Annotated in this window: 16 protein-coding genes; 11 read left to right on the top strand and 5 right to left on the bottom strand. The window is 64.8% G+C overall.

All coding sequences use genetic code 11. The annotated features are described in order from the left end of the window. Positions 1 to 32: 32 nt before the first annotated feature. Positions 33 to 1,253 carry an ABC transporter substrate-binding protein gene (locus ACVIGB_RS12000; RefSeq protein ID WP_456722539.1) on the top strand — a complete coding sequence of 407 codons (1,221 nt, stop codon included), beginning with the start codon at positions 33 to 35 and terminating at the stop codon, positions 1,251 to 1,253. Positions 1,254 to 1,373: 120 nt separating this feature from the next. Here ACVIGB_RS12000 and ACVIGB_RS11995 read toward each other — a convergent pair whose 3' ends face one another. Next, a complete protein-coding gene (locus ACVIGB_RS11995; protein ID WP_456722540.1) occupies positions 1,374 to 3,077 on the bottom strand; it encodes a protein kinase domain-containing protein in 1,704 nt (567 codons plus the stop codon). Between the two features lie 29 nt (positions 3,078 to 3,106). Next, positions 3,107 to 4,366 carry an MFS transporter gene (locus ACVIGB_RS11990; RefSeq protein WP_456722541.1) on the bottom strand — a complete coding sequence of 420 codons (1,260 nt, stop codon included), beginning with the start codon at positions 4,364 to 4,366 and terminating at the stop codon, positions 3,107 to 3,109. Positions 4,367 to 4,588: 222 nt separating this feature from the next. Here ACVIGB_RS11990 and ACVIGB_RS11985 point away from each other — a divergent pair, with 222 nt between their 5' ends. The 5 genes from ACVIGB_RS11985 to ACVIGB_RS11965 all read left to right on the top strand — a co-directional run bounded on the left by ACVIGB_RS11985 (position 4,589) and on the right by ACVIGB_RS11965 (position 11,869). Next, the gene (locus tag ACVIGB_RS11985; protein WP_456722542.1) at positions 4,589 to 4,855 is read left to right on the top strand and encodes a hypothetical protein; all 267 of its coding nucleotides are present in this window, start codon (positions 4,589 to 4,591) and stop codon (positions 4,853 to 4,855) included. Positions 4,856 to 5,000: 145 nt separating this feature from the next. After that, positions 5,001 to 7,460: a nitrite reductase large subunit NirB gene (gene nirB / locus ACVIGB_RS11980; RefSeq protein WP_456722543.1), complete on the top strand. Its 2,460-nt coding sequence runs from the start codon at positions 5,001 to 5,003 to the stop codon at positions 7,458 to 7,460. Further along, positions 7,457 to 7,786, top strand: coding sequence for a nitrite reductase small subunit NirD (nirD, locus tag ACVIGB_RS11975; protein WP_456722544.1), 330 nt, complete (start codon positions 7,457 to 7,459; stop codon positions 7,784 to 7,786). Before nirB ends, nirD begins: the two co-directional genes overlap by 4 nt. 21 nt (positions 7,787 to 7,807) lie before the next feature. Further along, entirely contained in the window at positions 7,808 to 10,471 is a 2,664-nt protein-coding gene (locus ACVIGB_RS11970; protein ID WP_456722545.1) for a nitrate reductase, read from the top strand. Between the two features lie 474 nt (positions 10,472 to 10,945). Further along, positions 10,946 to 11,869 carry an amidohydrolase family protein gene (locus ACVIGB_RS11965; RefSeq protein WP_456722546.1) on the top strand — a complete coding sequence of 308 codons (924 nt, stop codon included), beginning with the start codon at positions 10,946 to 10,948 and terminating at the stop codon, positions 11,867 to 11,869. 50 nt (positions 11,870 to 11,919) lie between these two features. Here the strand turns inward: ACVIGB_RS11965 and ACVIGB_RS11960 are convergent, their stop codons facing one another. Continuing rightward, complete coding sequence (locus ACVIGB_RS11960) at positions 11,920 to 12,162, bottom strand: hypothetical protein (RefSeq protein ID WP_456722547.1); 243 nt, start codon at positions 12,160 to 12,162, stop codon at positions 11,920 to 11,922. A gap of 265 nt (positions 12,163 to 12,427) precedes the next feature. Here ACVIGB_RS11960 and ACVIGB_RS11955 point away from each other — a divergent pair, with 265 nt between their 5' ends. Beyond that, complete coding sequence (locus ACVIGB_RS11955; protein WP_456722548.1) at positions 12,428 to 13,654, top strand: CaiB/BaiF CoA transferase family protein; 1,227 nt, start codon at positions 12,428 to 12,430, stop codon at positions 13,652 to 13,654. 241 nt (positions 13,655 to 13,895) lie between these two features. Further along, complete coding sequence (locus tag ACVIGB_RS11950) at positions 13,896 to 14,291, top strand: RidA family protein (RefSeq protein ID WP_456722549.1); 396 nt, start codon at positions 13,896 to 13,898, stop codon at positions 14,289 to 14,291. Between the two features lie 120 nt (positions 14,292 to 14,411). On the opposite strand, the gene ACVIGB_RS11945 is transcribed toward ACVIGB_RS11950, so the two are convergent. Further along, the gene (locus ACVIGB_RS11945; protein ID WP_456749141.1) at positions 14,412 to 15,101 is read right to left on the bottom strand and encodes a TetR/AcrR family transcriptional regulator; all 690 of its coding nucleotides are present in this window, start codon (positions 15,099 to 15,101) and stop codon (positions 14,412 to 14,414) included. A gap of 297 nt (positions 15,102 to 15,398) precedes the next feature. Here ACVIGB_RS11945 and ACVIGB_RS11940 point away from each other — a divergent pair, with 297 nt between their 5' ends. The 3 genes from ACVIGB_RS11940 (at position 15,399) to ACVIGB_RS11930 (ending at position 18,896) form a co-directional block, all read left to right on the top strand. Beyond that, entirely contained in the window at positions 15,399 to 16,631 is a 1,233-nt protein-coding gene (locus tag ACVIGB_RS11940) for an acyl-CoA dehydrogenase family protein (protein WP_456722550.1), read from the top strand. Between the two features lie 135 nt (positions 16,632 to 16,766). Beyond that, positions 16,767 to 17,825 (top strand): phosphotransferase family protein, encoded by a 1,059-nt coding sequence (locus ACVIGB_RS11935; RefSeq protein ID WP_456722551.1) that lies wholly within the window; start codon positions 16,767 to 16,769, stop codon positions 17,823 to 17,825. A 156-nt stretch (positions 17,826 to 17,981) separates the two neighbouring features. Then, a complete protein-coding gene (locus tag ACVIGB_RS11930) occupies positions 17,982 to 18,896 on the top strand; it encodes a DMT family transporter (protein ID WP_456722552.1) in 915 nt (304 codons plus the stop codon). A gap of 91 nt (positions 18,897 to 18,987) precedes the next feature. Here ACVIGB_RS11930 and ACVIGB_RS11925 read toward each other — a convergent pair whose 3' ends face one another. Continuing rightward, a complete protein-coding gene (locus tag ACVIGB_RS11925; RefSeq protein ID WP_456722553.1) occupies positions 18,988 to 19,740 on the bottom strand; it encodes an SDR family NAD(P)-dependent oxidoreductase in 753 nt (250 codons plus the stop codon). Between the last annotated feature and the right edge of the window lie 40 nt (positions 19,741 to 19,780).

The following is a 19,780-nucleotide window of genomic DNA, read 5'->3' as shown; positions in this document are numbered from 1 at the left end:
AAGAGAACAAAAAACATCGCGGGGAGGTCTCTATGCGATCGATTGCGGCCGCGCTTACGGCGGTCTTGTGTCTGGCTGCGGTTGGGTCCGTGCGCGCGCAGGTGTCCGGCGACGTGGTGCGCATCGGCGTCATCAACGACATGTCGGGACTTTATTCCGATCTTGGGGGCGAGGGGTCGGTCGAAGCGGCCCGGCTCGCGATCGAGGATTTTGGCCCGACCGTGCTCGGAAAGAAGGTTGAGCTGATGTCCGCCGACCATCAGAACAAGCCCGATATCGCCTCCGGCATCGTGCGTCGTTGGATCGACGAGAACGGTGTTGATCTGATTGCCGATGGCGGCAATTCGGCGACGGCGCTGGCCATTCAGGCCATCACCCGCGAGAAGAAGCGCATCTTTGTGATTTCTGGGCCCGGTAGTTCCGATCTTACCGGAAAGCAGTGCTCGCCTTATGGGTTTCATTTCACCTACAGCACTTACGCTGAAGCCTCCGCCGTCACCAAGGCCATGCTCAAGAAGGGCGCGGATACGTGGTTCTTCCTGACCGCGGACTACGCCTTCGGCCATGCGCTGGAGCGTGACGCATCAAGCTTCGTCACGACCGCGGGGAGCAAGGTCGTTGGCTCGGTTCGCCATCCGCTCGGTGCGTCGGACCTATCGTCGTTCCTGCTTCAGGCACAGAACTCGAAGGCGAAAGTCATTGCATTGGCGAACGCGGGCGGCGATACGGTCAACAGCCTAAAGCAGGCTGCGGAGTTCGGCATCGGAAAATCTGCCGACCAGAACATCGTCGCTCTTCTGATGTTGATCACGGACGTGCATTCGCTCGGCCTTGAGGCCGCGCAGGGCATCATCTACGCGACGTCGTTCTCGTGGACCCAGAACGAGGCAACCCGGACCTTCGGTCATCGCTTCATGGCGCGTCGGCACGGGCAGGCGCCGACCATGATCCAGGCCGGCGTCTACAGTGGAGTGATGCATTATTTGAAGGCAGTGCAGGCGGCCGGAACCGACGATCCTGGCGCCGTGGCCGGCGCCATGCGCAAGCTTCCGGTCAACGATTTCATGACGCAGAATGCACAGATCCGCGAGGATGGGCAGGTGATGCGTTCGATGTATTTGGTCCAGGCCAAATCGCCATCCGAATCGCGGGAGCCTTGGGACTACGAAAAGGTGATCGCGACGATTTCGCCGGACGAAGCCTGGCGGCCGCTCGCGGAAGGCGGTTGTCCGTTTGTGACGAAGGCTCAGTGACGTTTGCGTTCGCAGCGATCGAGCGTTTTCGAGCGAAGTGAACGCCGGTTCGCGTAAAGAAAACCCGTCAGAACAAGAATCTGGAGCTTCGGTTCTGATTCAATCAGAACCGAAAATGCTCTAGTGCCGCGCCAGCAGCACCACGATGATCAGCGCCAGGATCGCGCACAGCACTTTCCAGAAGGTCACGGGATCGCGGTCGTGCAGCGATTTGCGGGTCGTGACGGCGGGGCCGGCCCAGGTGGCGCCGTTTTCCAGTTCGTGCGCGAACTCGATGGCGTCGCCGAAGCGTTGCGCGGGCTCGACGCTGAGCGCCTTGCCGATCACGGCATCGAGCCAGGCCGGCAGGTCTGGCCGGTAGCGTGACAGCGGCGCCGGTTTGCCGAACCGCGGCCGCGAGAACGGCTCGATCTCGCCGAACGGATAGTTCGCGGTGAACATCCGGTAGACGGTGACGCCGAGCGCGAACAGGTCGGAGGCCTCGTCGCCGGCCTTGCCGCCGAACAGTTCAGGCGCCATGTAGCTCGCCGTGCCCGGAATATCCTCGGCGGGGAAATCCTCCAGCAGCGGCACGCGCGCGACGCCGAGGTCGACGAGGCGCAATCCGCCGTCCTTCAGCAGGATCACATTGTCGGGCTTGATGTCGCGATGGATGATGCCGGCGCGGTGCAGAGCCGTGACCGCGCGCACCAGCTTGGTTGCAATCGCAATGCCTTCGGTGAGCGACAGCCGCGGCGCGCGGCCAAGCCGCTGCTCCAGCGTTTCGCCCTCGTAGAGCGGCATCGCCGAATAGAGCCTGGTTTGCCGCTCCGCCGGCACCTCGATGATCTCGCCGATCCAGAGGCTGCGGACGCGCGCGGCGACCCAGGCCTCGCGCACGAAGGCGAGGCGGTAGGAACCTTCGCTGGCGACCCGTGGATGCGGAAACTTCAGCACGACCTCGCGGCCGGCGCGCTTGTCGGTCGCCTTGAACAGGCGGCTGTAGCGCCCGTCGGACAGCACGTCGTGGAGCGCGAAATCGTCGATCGTGTCGCCGCTCTCCGGCAAGTCCAAAATCGGCAAGGTCGCGATCGCGTGGGTGAGATCGTCGCGATCCGCCGGCGGCAGGTCGACGACGTCCAGCACCAGCGCGGTCGTGTTGTCGCTGCTGCCGGCCGCGAGCGCGGCATCGACGATGCTGCGCGCCGATTCGTCAGGCGGCGTGCGCTCCTCCAGCAGTTGCTGGAGGCGGGAGTCGGAGAGCGCGCCGTGAGCCCCGTCGCTGCAGATCACGAGACGGTCATGCTGCCGCAGCCCGACCGAGGTATAGTCGAAGCGGGCGAACTCCTCGAAACCGATGGCGCGGTTGAGCATGTGGGCGAGGTCGCCGCGGCCGGCGATATGGTCCTGCGTCAAGCGCTCCAGCCGTCCGTCGCTCAGGCGGTAGGCGCGGGTGTCGCCGATATGGATCACATGGCATTGCCGCCGCGACAGGATGATCGAGGAGAACGCGCACGCCAGGCCGCTGCGCGCGGCATCGACGCGGCCCTGGCCGTAGATCCAGCTGTTGGCGGCTTCCAGCGCCCGCGCGGCGCGGCGGCGGACGCCGAGCGTCTCGGGCAGCGAATAATAGGCGTCGATGAAGCTGCGGACCGCGACTTCCGCGGCCTCGCGTCCGCCCTTGTGGCCGCCGACGCCGTCGGCGACCGCGGCCACGACGTCGCGATGCAGCGTGCCCGGCTGGCCCAGGCAGGCCGCGACGTAATCCTCATTGGCGGCGCGCTTGCCGGTCTCGCTGGCGAAACCGACGCGAACGCCCAAATCCGGTTGCGCGCCATTCGCCACGTCCTAGCCCGTCCTTTCGGAGCGGGCCGTCAGACGCGCGCTCCTGACACCGCGCCCCAGGTGGTGCGCCAGCGGACCTTGACCATGGCAAGTCCGACGAAGCCAAGCAACGCCAGCACGCCGAAGAACAGGAAGCCGGCGCCGAAGCCGCCGGTCATGCCCTTGGCGAAGCCGAGCGTCTGGGCGAGGAAGAAGCCGCCGATGCCGCCGGCGCAGCCGACCAGCCCGGTCATCAGGCCGATCTCGTGGCGGAAACGCAGCGGGATCAGCTGGAACACCGCGCCATTGCCCATGCCGAGCGCCAGCACGCCGATCGAGAACAGCAGCACCGAGATCCAGGCGATGCGCGGCAGTTCGGTCAACGCCCAGCCGCCCGCAGCCGGCGCGGTCGGGCCCTCCGGCATGAAGGCGATGACGAGATAGGCCGCGACGACGACGCCGAACAGGATCGACAGCGAACGAATGCCGCCGATGCGGTCGGCAATCATGCCGCCGACCGGGCGGAAGCCCGAGCCGAACGCGACGATCAGCGCGACCAGCATGCCGGCCGCCACGCCCGAGACGTGATACTGCACGGTGAAATAGAGTGGCAGTGCATTGGCGAGGCCGACGAAGCCGCCGAAGGTGATGAAGTAGAAGAACATGAACCAGCGGCTGTCGGAATCCTTCAGCAGCGCACCGTAGGCCTTCAGCGAGATCTTCTTGCGCTCGCCCGGCGCGTCCTTGGCCGCGACGGCGTAATAGGCGAGCACCATCAGCATCGGAATTAAGAGGCAGCCGAACACGGCCTGCCAGCCCCAATGTTCGGCAATGCTCGGTGCGAGCAGCGTATCGAGCACGACGCCCATATTGCCGGCGCCGGCGATCCCCATGACGACGCCCTGATATTGCGGCGGATACCAGCGGCTGGCCTGGGGTAGGGCGACCGCGAACGAGGCGCCGCCGACGCCGAGCGCAAGCCCGAACAGCTCGATCGCGAGCTTGCTGGTCAGCCCGAAATGCCACACCGACGCGGTCGCGGCGATCACGACGAGCTGGGCGATGATGCCGGTGCGCTTGGCGCCGATGATGTCGGCGAGAATGCCCATCGGCACGCGCAGCAGCGCGCCGGCCAGCACGGGAATGGCGACCAGGGTGAACTTCTCGTTGACCGCCAGATTCATGTCGCGCGCGATGTAGACGATCAGCGGTCCGAGCGCGACCCACGCCATGAAACTGATGTCGAAGTACAGGAACGCGGCGAGCAGGGTCGGCCAGTGACCTGCCTTCTTGAATTCGGCTAGCTTCATCGCAACGTCTCGCGCTGATGCGGCGGAGACGGCCGCACAGGTGCGGTCATCTCGGGCGCAGATAAATCGAATGTGGGTGAATGGTGAGTGCACTCTTCGTTGAGACGCACTCCGTCAACCGTTCAGATCAGCAATTTGCGTGCCATCGAATCGGCCGCGTCGCTTTGCCTTGCAGTCGCAAGACGTTGCCGCGAGATCGCGAACCGAGTCCGGCGATCGGGATTGGCGTGGCTTGCAGCAAGCGCCGCCGCGCAAACGCGCACGCTGATGCTTTCTTGTGCGACGCGCCACGAGCGCGCGATGGCGTATCAACGGCGGGTTCACGATTGCCGTCGCGGCCGGCGATGCTGTGCTGCACAAGAGATCATCGCCGTGGCTAAAAATTCGGCCAGCCGGACGCGCGGCGGATCATCAGGCACATTCGAGGTCACGGAAAACCTATTGATTTTGCAGTCAGATTCGTTCGCGCCGGGTTGGCACGCGTTTTGAATATCAACCGACAACGGAACATCGGTCGTCATCGAAGACGGTCTGCGCCCGCGGCTGGGCTTCCTGCAACTCCAACCTTTATCGGTGCCCATCAACGACGCACATCGCGTCGCTGCGTAGCGCCGTCGGAATTGAAAGGCAGACCATGCTCGACAAAGTGACCAAGCAGAAGCTCGTGGTGATCGGCAACGGGATGGCCGGCATCCGCACGGTGGAGGCGCTGCTCGAGCGCGCACCCGATCTCTACGACATCACGGTGTTCGGCTCCGAGCCGTACGGCAATTACAACCGCATCCTGCTGTCGCCCGTGCTCGCCGGCGAGAAGACCGTCGACGACATCATGCTCAACACCGTCGACTGGTACGAGGACAACAACATCACGCTGCGCAAGGGCGAGACGATCAGCATGATCGATCGCCGCACCTGTGAAGTCGTCACCGATGCCGGCGATCGCGTGCCCTATGACCGCCTGTTGATCGCGACCGGCTCAAACCCGATCATGCTGCCGCTGCCGGGCAAGGACCTGCCGGGCGTGATCGGCTTCCGCGACATCTATGATGTCGATCGCATGATCAAGGCCTCGACCGACTATAGCAACGCGGTCGTGATCGGCGGCGGCCTCTTGGGTCTCGAAGCCGCCAACGGGTTGATGAAGCGCGGCATGAACGTCACGGTCGTGCATCTGCTCGACACCTTGATGGAGCGCCAGCTCGACCCGGTGGCCGGCGGACTGCTGCGCAAGTCGCTGGAAGAGCGCGGCATGGTGTTCAAGATGCCGGCGCAGACCCAGGCGATCCTGGGCGAGGACCGCGTCACCGGCGTGCGCTTCGGCGACGGCACCGAGCTGCCGGCCGATCTCGTGGTGATGGCGGTCGGCATCCGCCCGAACTTCGAGCTCGCCAAGAAGGCCGGGCTTTACTGCGAACGCGGCGTTGTCGTCTCCGACACCATGCAGACCTATGACGGCCGCATCTATGCGGTCGGCGAATGCGTGCAGCACCGCCGCCAGACCTACGGCCTCGTCGCGCCGCTGTTCGACCAGGCCAAGGTCTGCGCCAACCACCTCGCGATGAAGGGCTTTGCCACCTACGACGGCTCGGTCACCTCGACCAAGCTGAAGGTCACCGGCATCGACCTGTTTTCGGCCGGCGACTTCGCGCCGGGGCCGGACAAGGAGGAGATCGTGCTGCAGGACGCCAACCGCGGCGTCTACAAGCGGATTATCCTGAAGGACAAGAAGATCGTCGGCGCCGTGCTGTATGGCGACACCATCGATGGCCCCTGGTACTTCCAGCATCTGCGTGACGGCACCGACGTCTCGCATATGCGCGAGCGCCTGGTGTTCGGCGCCGCCAATCTGGGCGACGGCGGCGTCAACGGGCAGAACTCGGTTGCCGCGATGAGCGACGAGACCGAGATCTGCGGCTGCAACGGCGTCTGCAAGGGCGCAATCGTCAAGGCGATCTCCGAGAAGAAGCTGTTCACGCTCGACGACGTCCGCGCCCATACCAAGGCGTCGTCGTCCTGCGGCTCCTGCACCGGCCTGGTCGAGCAGGTGCTGGCGTTCACGCTCGGCGGCGACTATTCGGCGGCGCCGAAGGTCAAGCCGCTGTGCAAATGCACCGATCACAGCCACGACGACGTTCGCCGCGTCATCGTCGAGCAGCAGCTCAAGACCATTCCCGCCGTCATGCGCTTCATGGAGTGGAAGACGCTCAACGGCTGTCACTCCTGCCGTCCGGCGCTCAATTACTATCTGCTCGCGACCTGGCCGGGCGAATATCGCGACGACCAGCAGTCGCGCTTCATCAACGAGCGCGTCCACGCCAACATCCAGAAGGATGGCACCTATTCGGTGGTGCCGCGGATGTGGGGCGGCGTCACCACGCCGAGCGAGCTGCGCGCCATCGCCGACGTCGCCGAGAAGTTCAACATCCCGACGGTGAAGGTCACCGGCGGCCAACGCATCGACCTGCTCGGCGTGAAGAAGGAAGACCTTCCGGCGGTGTGGGCCGATCTCAACGACGCCGGCATGGTGTCGGGTCATGCCTACGCCAAGGGCCTGCGCACGGTGAAGACCTGCGTCGGCTCGGAATGGTGCCGCTTCGGCACCCAGGACTCCACCGGCCTCGGCGTCAAGCTCGAGAAGTTCATGTGGGGCTCCTGGACGCCGGCCAAGGTCAAGCTCGGCGTCTCGGGCTGCCCGCGCAACTGCGCGGAAGCGACCTGCAAGGACGTCGGCGTGGTCTGCGTCGAGTCCGGCTACGAGATCCATTTCGCCGGCGCCGCGGGCTTGCACATCAAGGGGACCGAGTTCCTGACCAAGGTCGAGACCGAGGACGAGACGCTCGAGGTGATCGTGGCGCTGACCCAGCTCTATCGTGAGGAGGGCTGGTATCTGGAGCGCATGTACAAATGGTGCGACCGCGTCGGTCTCGAGCAGATCAGGAAGCGCGTGGTCGACGACATCGCGAACCGCAAGGCGCTGTTCGCCCGCTTTGCTCATTCGCAGCAGTTCGCGCAGACCGATCCGTGGGCCGAGCGCGCCAGCCGCGGCGTCGACCGCAACGAGTTCGCGCCTCTCGCCGAATTGGAGCTCGCATGACCAGCTGGATCGAAATCGGCGCGCTTGACGACATCCCGCGGCTCGGCTCGCGCGTGGTGCGCACGCCGGCCGGCAACATCGCGGTGTTCCGAACCGAGAGCGACGAGGTGTTCGCGCTCGACGACCGCTGCCCGCACAAGGGCGGGCCGCTGTCGCAAGGCATCGTGCACAACAAGCGCGTGACCTGTCCGCTGCATAATTTCGTCATCGAACTGGCGAGCGGGCAGGCGGTCGCGCCCGATGAAGGCTGCACGCACACTCATCTGGCCAAGGTCGAGAACGGCATTGTCTGGTTGTCGGTGCGGCAGGCGGCCGCGGTGAGCTGAGCGGGCAAGGATCGGCCAGCCATGTCCGTCAAGACCACGTGTCCCTATTGCGGTGTCGGCTGTGGCGTCATCGCGTCGAGGGACGCGGCGGGCGCCGTCCGGGTCGAGGGAGACAAGCAGCATCCGGCCAATTTCGGCCGGCTCTGCAGCAAGGGCTCGGCGCTCGCCGAGACCATCGATCTCGACGGGCGTCTGCTCGAGCCTGTCGTCGACGGCGCGCCGGCGGGCTGGGATGACGCGCTCGATCGTGTCGCCGATGGCTTTGGCCGGATCATCCGCGAGCACGGGCCCGACGCGGTCGCGTTCTATGTCTCCGGCCAGCTCCTGACCGAGGACTATTACGTCATCAACAAGCTCGCCAAGGGCTTTGTCGGCACCGCCAATATCGACACCAATTCGCGGCTGTGCATGGCGTCCAGCGTCGCGGGGCACAAGCGTGCCTTCGGCAGCGACACCGTGCCAGGCTGTTACGAGGATCTCGAGCAGGCCGACCTGCTGGTGCTGGTCGGCTCCAACGCCGCATGGTGCCATCCGATCCTGCACCAGCGCATGCTGGCGGCGAAGGAGAAGAACCCGGCGTGCAAGATCGTAGTGATCGATCCGCGCCGCACCGCGACCTGCGAGGGCGCCGATCTGCATCTGCCGCTGCGCTCGGGCAGCGACTCCGTGCTGTTCAACGGGCTGTTCGCGTTTCTGGCCGGCAGCAACGCGGTCGATCGCGGCTTTGTCGGCAATTGCACGACGGGGATCGTCCACGCCCTCAAGCAGGTGGCCGGCCAGACCCTGGCGCAGACCGCTGCAACGTGTGGGCTGAGCGAAGGCGCGGTCGGGCTGTTCTTCGACTGGTTCACCCGGACCGAGCGCGTCGTCACGCTGTATTCGCAGGGCATCAACCAGTCGTCGAGCGGCGTCGACAAGGTCAACGCCATCATCAATTGCCATCTGTTGACCGGGCGCATCGGCCGTCCCGGCATGGGGCCGTTCTCGCTGACCGGGCAGCCCAACGCGATGGGCGGCCGCGAGGTCGGCGGGCTCGCCAACCAGCTTGCCGCGCATATGGAGCTCGAGAACCCCGCGCATCGCGAGCTGGTGCAGCGGTTCTGGCGTGCGCCTGTGATTGCGGAGAAGGGCGGGCTGAAGGCGGTCGACATGTTCGATGCGATCGCCGACGGCCGCATCAAGGCGGTGTGGATCATCTCCACCAATCCGGTGGTGAGCCTACCTGATGCCGACCGTGCGCGCGCCGCGCTCGACGCCTGCGAGCTCGTTGTGGTGACAGATTGCATGCGCGACACCGACACCACGCGTCACGCCGACGTGCTGCTGCCGGCGCTGGCGTGGGGCGAGAAGGACGGCACCGTCACCAATTCCGAGCGCCGGATCTCGCGGCAGCGGCCGTTCCTCGCCGCGCCCGGCGAGGCGCGCGCCGACTGGCGCATCATCTGCGACGTCGCCGCCCGCATGGGCTATTCCGGCTTCGATTACGCGTCAGCCGCAGAGGTGTTCCGCGAGCATGCCGAATTGTCGGGCTTCGAGAATAACGGCCAGCGCGATTTCGACATCTCGGCGCTGGCTGCGCTCGATGACGGCGCCTATGACGCGCTGGCGCCGGTGCAGTGGCCGGTGACATCGGAGCATCCGGCCGGCACGCCGCGGATGTTCGAGAGCCAGAAATTCTTCACGCCCGACCGCAAGGCGCGCTTCGTGCCGGTCGCGCCGCGCGCGGCGCGGCATGCGACCAGCCGCGACTTTCCGCTGGTGCTCAACACCGGCCGTATCAGAGATCAGTGGCACACCATGACCCGGACCGGGAAAACCGGACGGCTGCTGTCGCATATCTTCGAGCCCTATGCCGAGTTTCACCCCGAGGATGCGCGGCAGGCCGGCCTGCAAAATGAAGGGCTGGTGCGGCTGACCAGCAGCTGGGGCGAGATGATCGCGCGCGTCGTGGTCAGCGCCGACCAGCGCCGCGGCTGCGTGTTCGTGCCGATGCACTGGAACGAGGAATTTGCCGGCGAGGGGCGCGTCAACGCGCTGGTCAATCCGGCGGTCGATCCGCTGTCCGGCCAGCCGGAGTCGAAGCACACGCCGGTCAAGGCCGATCCCTACGCGCCGAAATGGCACGCCTTCATCCTGAGCCGTGATGCGATCAAACGCCCTGCGAGCGGCTACTGGGTTTACGGCAAGGCCGGCGATTGCACGCGGCTGGAGCTTGCGCTCGACGTCCGCCCGGAGAGCTGGCGCGACTGGGCACGGGCACAGCTCGGCCTCGAGGGCGTCGAGATCGAATGGATCGCCTATCGCGATCCGGCCGCGGGCCGTTTCCGCTACGCGGCGGTGCGCGACGGCCGGCTCGAGGGCTGCGTGTTCATCGCGCCCGATCACGCGCTGCCGTCGCGGGCGTGGCTCGCCGGGTTGTTCGCGGAGCAACAATTGTCGGCCAATGCGCGGATGGCGCTGCTGGCCGGGCGGCCGTTCGGCGCCGGCGAGGATGTCGGGCCGATCGTCTGCTCCTGCTTCAGCGTCGGACGGCACCAGATCACCGCCGAGATCAGGAAGGGCGCTGACAGTGTCGAGGCGATCGGCCGCTGCCTGAAGGCCGGCACCAATTGCGGCGGCTGCAAGCCCGAGATCGGCAAGCTGATCGGCGCCACCGCGCAGCCGCGGCAGGCAATCGCGTCCTGAGTCTCCGGGCGTCGCGGCGGCGCCAGGGCGAAGCGCAAGCCGTGCAATTGGGGCGCTATCCGCCCATAAGCAGATTCGTCATACTCACCTTGAGTGCGTCCGGCCTTGACCCTGGCTGTGTAAAAACTCAAAAAATCGAAACGCGACGCGAATGAAATTTTTCAGTTCGACTTCTAAGTTGAATTCGCTTGCGAGTTGGGCGACCATAGGGGTCTTGGACGAATAACTTCTTCTATCGCGATTGAGCGTCTTCGCGTTTTTACACAGCCAAGACCCAACCGGGACACGCGCGGTTCAAGGTTGTTGCGACGCAATTGACCTTTGAACCCCATTTCTATGATCGCAATTTCTGATGTGATCTTTCAATATTGCGAGCCAGTTTGCTGTCACCTCTGCGATCACCATCATGTCGCGACCAAAACGATAGAACAGGAAGGACATCACATGCCTTCACGCCGTCATTTTCTGACCGGCATGGTCGCGACCGGTGTCGCGCTGTCAATGCAGTACGTGCCGGCAACAGTCGCGCAGCAAAAGCGAGTGATCGTTGATTCGCAGGTTCACCTGTGGCCCGCGAGCACGCCGGAAAGACCCTGGCTCCCCGGTGCCAAACCGCAGCTACCGGAGCCCTTCACCATTGAGCGAATAATTCCGCTGATGGACGTGGCTGGCGTCGACCGCGTCGTCATCGTTCCGCCAGTGTCGCTCGAAGGCGAGCGCATCGACTATGCCCAAGAGGCGGTCAAACGGTACCCCGGCCGCTTCGCCATCATGGCGCGTGTCGCCCTCGACAAGCCCGACCGCGCGGCACGGCTTGCGACCTGGCGCGACCAGCCCGGCGTGCTGGGTGTGAGGTTGAACTTCGGCCCCGGCGAAGCGGCGTGGTTGACCGACGGAACCGCGGACTGGTTCTGGCCGGCGGCGGAGAAGGCCCGCCTGCCTGTGATGTTTCTGACGTCGGGCCAGACATCGCTGTTCGCCCGCATCGCCGAGCGACACCCGCAACTGACGCTCATCATCGACCACATGGGCGTCGGCGCGGGCCTACGCCCTCGTCATGATTCATCGGATTCCACAAGCAGCAACGCGGTGCCGGAAGCTATTGCCCAGGCGGTCGCGCTCGCAAAGTATGCCAATGTGTCGGTGAAGTTGTCGTCAGTCCCGCTGATTTCGACTGAGCCATATCCATTCCGTGACGTGATCCCGCATATCCACCGCCTATTCGACGCCTACGGACCGGAGCGCTGCCACTGGGGAACCGATGTCACCAATTCATTCGCCCGGGCCACCTACCGGCAGCGCGTGACGCAATTCACAGAGGAGCTTCCGTTCCTCACCGAAAGCGACAAGGACTGGATCATGGGCCGCGCGATCCTGGCGCGGCTTCGCTGGACGTGAACCAGGTTTGCTGCCGCCGCTGGCCCATTGCGGAATTATCACGACACGCTTTAGCAGCCGCGGCAGATGCTCTTCAGCTTGTTGTTGAGCAGGCGGTCTTCCTCTTCGGAGGCTGCCTTGGTGTAGGGGTCGTCGGCGTGGCGTTTGTCGGCGGCAAATCCGCCACCGCGACTTACGCCGCCGGCATGCATGCCGTGCGAGCCGCCGCCATGGCCGTGGCCACCGCGCGCATCCGCCGGCGGCATTGCGGCTGCAAGCAGCATCAGCAGCCCGGCCGTCGTGAATGTCCGCATGATGTCCTCCTCGTCGCGGTAAAGTACCGCTGACGCTGGGGCAAATCGGTGTCGGCCAACTTCACAATTTCGCGTGGCGGCAATCGGCCCGATCCTCGCGGCCGGCTCCCGAGGGACCCCCGCCGCTGCGCCACACGCGGATGGCTTCATGCCGACAATGCAGTGCTCGCGGCAGCAAAATGGTGTATCCGCAAGCTCTGGCGCGCCCAGGACACGGTCCGGCGCCACACAATCAAGATTTTCTAAGGATATCGGAGGAACGTTCATGTCGGCTCTGCCACTTTCGGGCATCAAGATTCTCGACCTGACGCGGGTGCTCGCGGGCCCGCTGTCGGCCCAGATGCTGGCGGATCTCGGCGCCGAGGTGATCAAGATCGAGCGGCCCGGCGGCGGCGACGACGCCCGCGCCTTTGGCCCGCCTTACCTCGCCGATCCCGAAGGCAAGGCGAACAACAACAACTCGTTCTACCTCTGCGCCAACCGCAACAAGAAGTCGGTCACCGTCAATATCGCCAAGCCCGAAGGGCAGGCGATCATCCGCGAGCTCGCCAAGTCGGTCGACGTGATGATGGAGAACTACAAGGTCGGCGATCTCAAGCGCTACGGCCTCGACTACGACACAATCAAGCAGCTCAACCCCGGCATCATCTATTGTTCGGTGACCGGCTTCGGCCAGACCGGTCCCTACGCCACGCGCGCCGGCTATGACGCGATCCTGCAGGCGATGGGCGGCCTGATGAGCGTCACCGGCCATATCGACGGCGAGCCCGGCGCGGGCCCGATGAAGGTCGGCCCCTCGATCGTCGACTACATGACCGGCATGAACACCTCGATCGGAATCCTTTCGGCGCTGTACCATCGCGACGCCAACAACGGCGAAGGGCAGCATGTCGACGTCTGCCTGTTCGATACGGTGATCGCCTCGCTGTCGCACTGGCTGCAGATCTACCTCGTCAACGGCAACATGCCGCCGCGCCGCGGCACCTGGGGCAATGGCGGCATGCCGGCCGGCGTGTTCCGCTGCACCGACGGCGAGCTGATGCTGGTGGTCGGCAATGACGGCCAGTTCCAGCGCACCTGCGCCGTGCTCGGCGAGCCCGAGCTCGCCAACGACAAGCGCTTCGTCAAGAACAACGACCGCGTCGTGCACGGCAAGGAGATCATGGCGATCTTCGCCGGCCTGTTCCTGAAGCATCCGGTCGCCTACTGGCTGGACAAGCTCGAGGAGGCGGGCGTGCCGTCCGGCCCGATCAACAATTTCGAGCAGGTGTTCAACGATCCGCATGTGCAGTCGCGCGGCATGCGGGTCAAGGTCGATCATCCCTTCGAGCCCAACCTGTCGCTGATCCGCAACGCGCTGACCTTCTCGGGCACGCCGATCACCGACTACCGTGCCCCGCCGCTGCTCGGGGCCGACACCAAGGACGTGCTGGCGACGATCGGCTATGACGAAGCCAAGGTCGAAGGACTGAAGGCGCAGGGGATTCTGTAACGCTGACTTCGGAGCCGCGGGCGGTCCACTCTTCCCGTCATCCTGAGGTGCGAGCGGAGCGAGCCTCGAAGGATGAATCGGCCACCAGCCGGGCCGCGCATCCTTCGAGACGCGCTTCGCGCTCCTCAGGATGACGGGGAGAGGGCTGTTTGGTCGGCTACAACACTTCGACCTGTATCGAATCATCATTGACACGAGCCTGCTAGATTGGCGCCATCGATCCCTATCGAAGGTGCCAATCATGAAACGGGAAGTGGTCCGCGTCGAACCGATCTCAAGCTGGCTGGAGCGCTGGAAGGCGCCGGCGTCGGCAGTCACGCGCGCCGGCAACATGATCTTCGTCTCCGGCCTGCCGCCGTTCGATCCGGCAACCGGCGAGATCGCCGCCGGCGCCTCGATCGAGCGGCAGAGCGAGCTGGTGATGGAGCAACTCAGGCAGTGCCTCGAGGCGGCCGGCGCGTCGTTCGACAACGTGATGAAGTGCAACATCTTCTGCACCTCGGCAAAGCACTTCGCGACCTTCAACGCGATCTACCGGAGCTATTTCGCCGATGATTTGCCGGCGCGGATCTTCGTCTGCATCCCGGAATGGACCGGGCCGTTCGACATCGAGATCGACTGCATCGCGATGGTGTAGGGCACGATCAGGAAAAGTGTGAAGCGGTTTTCCGTCGCGACAAACGCAAGGCGTTTGCGCGGATCGTGCTCAGAAGAAAACGAAAGCGCGATGGAAAATCGCGCTTGAGGGCAGGGCCCCTTACAGATCCTGGCGCGTCAGCCGGCCGTGCACCACGACCGGCCGCAGCGCCGGCTTGCTCGGCACGTCGCCCATCGTCAGCGCCATCACCGAGACCGTGACCACGCGATCGATGATGGCGCGGACGTCGTCGAGATCGCATTTGCCTTCCGACAGCCGCAGCAGGCGTTCCTTCTCGCGGATGGTGTGGTGCGCCATCGCGAGCGCGAAGTGCAGGCCCCAATACAGTTCGGTGTCGTCCCGGCCCGGCATCGCGCGGCGCATCGCCGCGGCGAATTTGCGCAAATGATCGACCTCGCGGTTCTTGATGCGGCGGATCGGCGGCACGGATTCGATCGAGGCGCGGATCATGAAACGCGCCGCGGTCGAACCCTCGCGATCGGGCCCGAGGCAGCCGCGCAAAGTGGGGCCGACGAGGGAGCGCATGATGTCCTCGATCGAGGCGCGGCCGCCACCATTTTCCTCCGCCGCCTTCAATTCATTGAGACGTTCGCGGTTGGTCTGGATGCTGCGGGTGACGAACAGCTCCGCGATCAATTCGTCCTTGGAGCCGAAATGATAGTTCACCGCCGCGAGGTTGACGTTCGCCTCCGCGACGATGTCGCGCAGCGTGACGTCGCCGAAGCCGCGGTCGGCATAGAGCCGCTCGGCGGCGGCGAGAATGGCGGATCGGGTCTGGTCGCTGGCCATGGTCTTGAGCCTTTCCGTTATTCCGCGGTGCGCCGGGGAATGACGAAGACGACGGGGAGTTGCATTTCAAACATTTGTATGAAACTATCGTTTGAAGAGCCGGAAATGTCAATCCGCTGATCGCGGGGCGGCGTTCTGGCACACCACCGCCGCCGTTTCCGCGAACGCCCTTGCGGGCCGCGGAGGCGGGGTCAACAATGTTGCCCAAACGGCCAAGACCCGAGTTCAAGGCCCAAGTTCACGGCCAGGTCGGTGGCCCAGGTCCAAAGCCCAAGTCTAGGAAACGAGGAGCGTCCCATGGATTTCACGATGTCGGCCAGGCAGAAGGAATGGCTTGAGCGCGTTCAGGCTTTCATGAAAACGCATGTCCGCCCCGCCGTGCCGATCTACGACAAGCAGGACGCCGAAGGCCCGCGCTGGAAGGTGATCCCGATCCTCGAGGATCTGAAGAAGAAGGCGAAGGCCGAGGGCCTCTGGAACATGTTCATGCCGCCGTCCTCGCACGAGGATGACGAATTCCACGGCGCGGGATTGAGCAACCTCGAATACGCGCTGCTGTCGGAAGAGATGGGCCGCATCTCCTGGGCCTCGGAAGTGTTCAATTGCTCCGCCCCCGATACCGGCAACATGGAGGTGTTCATCCGCTACGGCACCAAGGAGCAGAAGCGCAAATGGCTGCGCCCGCTGATGGACGGCGAGATCCGTTCCGCCTTCCTGATGACCGAGCCGGCGGTTGCTTCCTCTGACGCCACCAACATCGAGACCCGCATCGAGAAGGACGGCGATCACTACGTCATCAACGGCCGCAAATGGTGGTCGTCGGGCGTCGGCGATCCCCGTTGCAAGGTCGCGATCCTGATGGGTAAGACCGACTTCAACGCCGCCAAGCATCAGCAGCAGTCGCAGATCCTGGTGCCGCTCGACACCCCCGGCATCAAGGTCGAGAAGATGCTGCCGGTGTTCGGCTTCGACGACGCACCCCACGGCCACGCCCAGGTGCTGCTCGAAAACGTCCGCGTGCCGAAGGAGAACATCCTGCTCGGCGAGGGCCGCGGCTTCGAGATCGCGCAGGGCCGTCTCGGCCCGGGCCGCATCCATCACTGCATGCGCACGATCGGCCAAGCCGAGGAAGCGCTGGAGAAGATGGTGAAGCGGCTCGCCTCGCGCACCGCGTTCGGCAAGAAGATCATCGAGCACTCGGTCTGGGAGCAGCGCATCGGCGAGGCCCGCACCGATATCGAGATGAACCGCCTGCTGTGCCTGAAGGCCGCCGACATGATGGACAAGGTCGGCAACAAGACCGCGCAGGCCGAGATCGCGATGATCAAGGTCGCAGCTCCGAACATGGCGCTGAAGATCATCGACCAGGCGATCCAGGCGTTTGGCGGCGGCGGCGTCTCCGACGAGGCCGGGCTCGCGAAGGCCTATGCCCACATCCGCACGCTTCGCCTGGCGGACGGTCCGGACGAGGTGCACAATCGCGCCATTGCCAGACTTGAACTTCGGAAGTATGCAAACACGTCGCACTGAGCATGACGCGGAACGCATGGCGTTCGCGCTGACATCGTGCTCAGAATGAAAAAGAGAAATCAGGCTGGCGTGCCAGCCTGATTGAAGGAGCGTCCGACGGCGCTCCCGAAAAAACTGAATTGAGGGAGCGTCATCGTGGCGGACGGCGTCAGGAAAGACGAAGAATTTTCCGGCACAAGGGAAGTCGAGGAGCGCCATCGTATCAACGAGGCGAACCTCGCGGCCTGGATGCAGGAACACGTCGAGGGCTATCAGGGCCCGCTCAAGGTCCTGCAGTTCAAGGGTGGCCAGTCCAACCCGACCTACAAGCTCGAAACCCCCGGCCGCAACTATGTGATGCGCCGCCGTCCGTTCGGTAAATTGTTGCCGTCGGCCCATGCGGTGGATCGCGAGTTCCGCGTCATCGCGGCGCTCGGCAAGCAGAATTTCCCGGTCGCGAAAGCCTACGCGCTGTGCACCGACGATGCGGTGATCGGCTCGGCCTTCTACATCATGTCGATGGAGGAGGGGCGGGTGTTCTGGGATCCGACGCTGCCGAGCCAGGAGCCCGACGCGCGCCGCAAGATCTTCACCAGCAAGATCGAGACGCTGGCGAAGCTGCACATGCTCGATCCCGAAAAGATCGGCCTCGGCGATTTCGGCAAGCCCGGGAATTATTTTGCGCGCCAGGTCGACCGCTGGACCAAGCAGTATCGCGCCTCCGAGACGCAGCACATTCCCGAATTCGAGAAGCTCGCGGAGTGGCTGCCGAGGACCGTGCCGGAGCAGAAGCGCGTCTCGGTCGTGCACGGCGACTATCGCCTCGACAACATGATCTTCCACGCCACCGAGCCGCGGGTGCGGGCGGTGCTCGACTGGGAATTGTCGACGCTCGGCGATCCCATGGCCGACTTCACCTATCTGTTGATGCAGTGGACCATGCCGGGCCTCGCCAATGCCGACCTCAAGGCGTTGAACATTCCGAGCCAGGACGAGGCCGCGCAGATCTACTGCGACGTCACCGGCATGGCTGTGCCGGATCTGAACTGGTACTTCTCCTACAACCTGTTCCGCCTCGCCGGCATCACGCAGGGCATTGCGGGCCGCGTTCGCGACGGCACCGCCGCGAATGCCAAGGCCCTCGAATCGGCCAAGCGCACCGTGCCGCTGTCGCAGGCGTCCTGGGAATACGCGCAGAAGGCCGGCGCAACCTGATCCGAGAAACGCGGCGCGATCCCCCAGGGTTCGCGCCGCTTCTGCGAGCTGCGGCATGTTTCCGCATTGTAGCCATCTGTGACTTGAGTTCGCTGCGCCGCTTTGGCAAGTCAGTCCGGTCAACGCCCGCCCTGGTCCTGATCGGACACTTTCACCTTGGCCCTTTCCTCGAATCTTCGCGGCAGCCTGTTCATGGCTGCGGCCATGGCCAGCTTCACGGCCAACGACGCCGTCACCAAGGCGGTGTCGGCGGAGCTCAACATCGGGGAGATCCTGCTGGTCCGCGGCCTGGTCGCGATGGTACTGGTCGCGGCACTCGCCTGGTATCGTGACGCGCTGCGCAGCTTTGGCGCGCTGCTGATCTGGCCGGTCGGACTGCGCGTGATGGGCGAGATCGGCGGCACGCTGACCTATCTCTCGGCGATTTCGCAGATCCCGCTCGCCAATGCGTCGGCGATCTTCCAGGCGCTGCCGCTGGTCATCACGCTGGGCGCTGCGCTGGTGTTCGGCGAGCCGGTCGGCTGGCGGCGCTGGCTTGCGATCGCCGCCGGCTTCATCGGCGTGCTGGTCATCGTGCGGCCGGGAGCGGAGGGCTTCAGCCAGGCCTCGCTTCTGGCGCTGGCGTCGGTCGGCTTCTGCGCGGTGCGCGATCTCGCCACCCGCCGCATCCCGAAAGCGCTGCCGACCGTGTTCATCACGCTGCTCACCACCGTGACGGTCACGACGGCCGGCGCTGCCGTTCTGGTCCCGCTTGGCGGCTGGAAGCCGCCGTCGGGCCACGCCCTCGGCCTCCTCGTGCTGGCCGCGGTGCTGATCCTGATCGGCTATCAATGCATCATCGTGTCGCTGCGCACGGGCGACATCTCGGCGGTGGCGCCGTTCCGTTACTCCGCATTGCTGTGGGCGATGCTGCTCGGCTATCTCGCCTTCGGCCACAGGCCCGATGTCCAGATGCTCGCGGGCGCCGCGATCATCGTCGCCTCCGGCCTCTATGCCTTCTACCGCGAGCGCAAGCGCGACAAGCTCCGCCCGGCCGCGACGGGGCCGGGCCTGCCGCCGGACGGGTTGTGAAGATTTGTAGGGCGGATTCGCGCAGCGTCATCCGCCCTACGGCTATCGCAGGTTCAAGGCCCGATACCCGGGCATGGCGAAAACAACCGCCTCAGTGAAGACCGCCCGTCACGTGCAACGTTTCGCCGGTGATATAGGAGGCATCGTTCGAGGCGAAGAAAGCCACAGCGGCTGCGATCTCCTCGACCTTGCCGATCCGTGCCAGCGGCGTGGTGGATTCGATCCACTTGCGCATGTCGCCTTCGGCAAGGCCGGCGGAAACGACGCCTTCGGTAGCGATCATGCCGGGGTTGACGGTGTTGACGCGGATCTTGCGCGGCGCCAGTTCCTTCGACAGCACCGAGGAGATCGCATCCACCGCGGCTTTGGTCGCAGTATAGACGGCGGTGTTCGGCGGCGCGATCGTCGATACGCCGGAGCTAATATTGATGATGCTGCCACCTGCCGCATTGAAGTGCCGCGCGGCTTCCTGCGAAACCAGCAGCAGGCCCAGCACATTGAGATCGAAATGCTTATGGAAGTGCTCGGCAGTGATGCCATCCAGCGGCGCGAACTCGTAGAGGCCAGCATTGTTGACCAGGATATCGATCGGACCAAACGCCTTGACGGTCTCGGCCACCACCGACTTCACCTGTCCGGGGTCAGTGAGATTGCCGTGGACGGCGACGGCTTTGCCGCCCTTGCTGGTGACCGCATCCACGACACGCTCGGCGGCCTGTTTGCTGGCGCTGTAGTTGACGCCAACCGCGGCACCCTCCGCAGCCAGGCGGATTGCGATCTCGGCGCCGATCCCCTTTGACGCGCCGGTTACCAGCGCCACTTTGCCCTCGAGTCTTTTGCTCATCTTGTTCTCCATTGCCCGCGCGGATGCGCTGTCGTTCAAT

It is taken from the genome of Bradyrhizobium sp. USDA 4341 (assembly GCF_054063755.1).
Note: the sequence above shows the minus strand (reverse complement) of the source record. Positions and strands in the feature narration are given on the sequence as shown.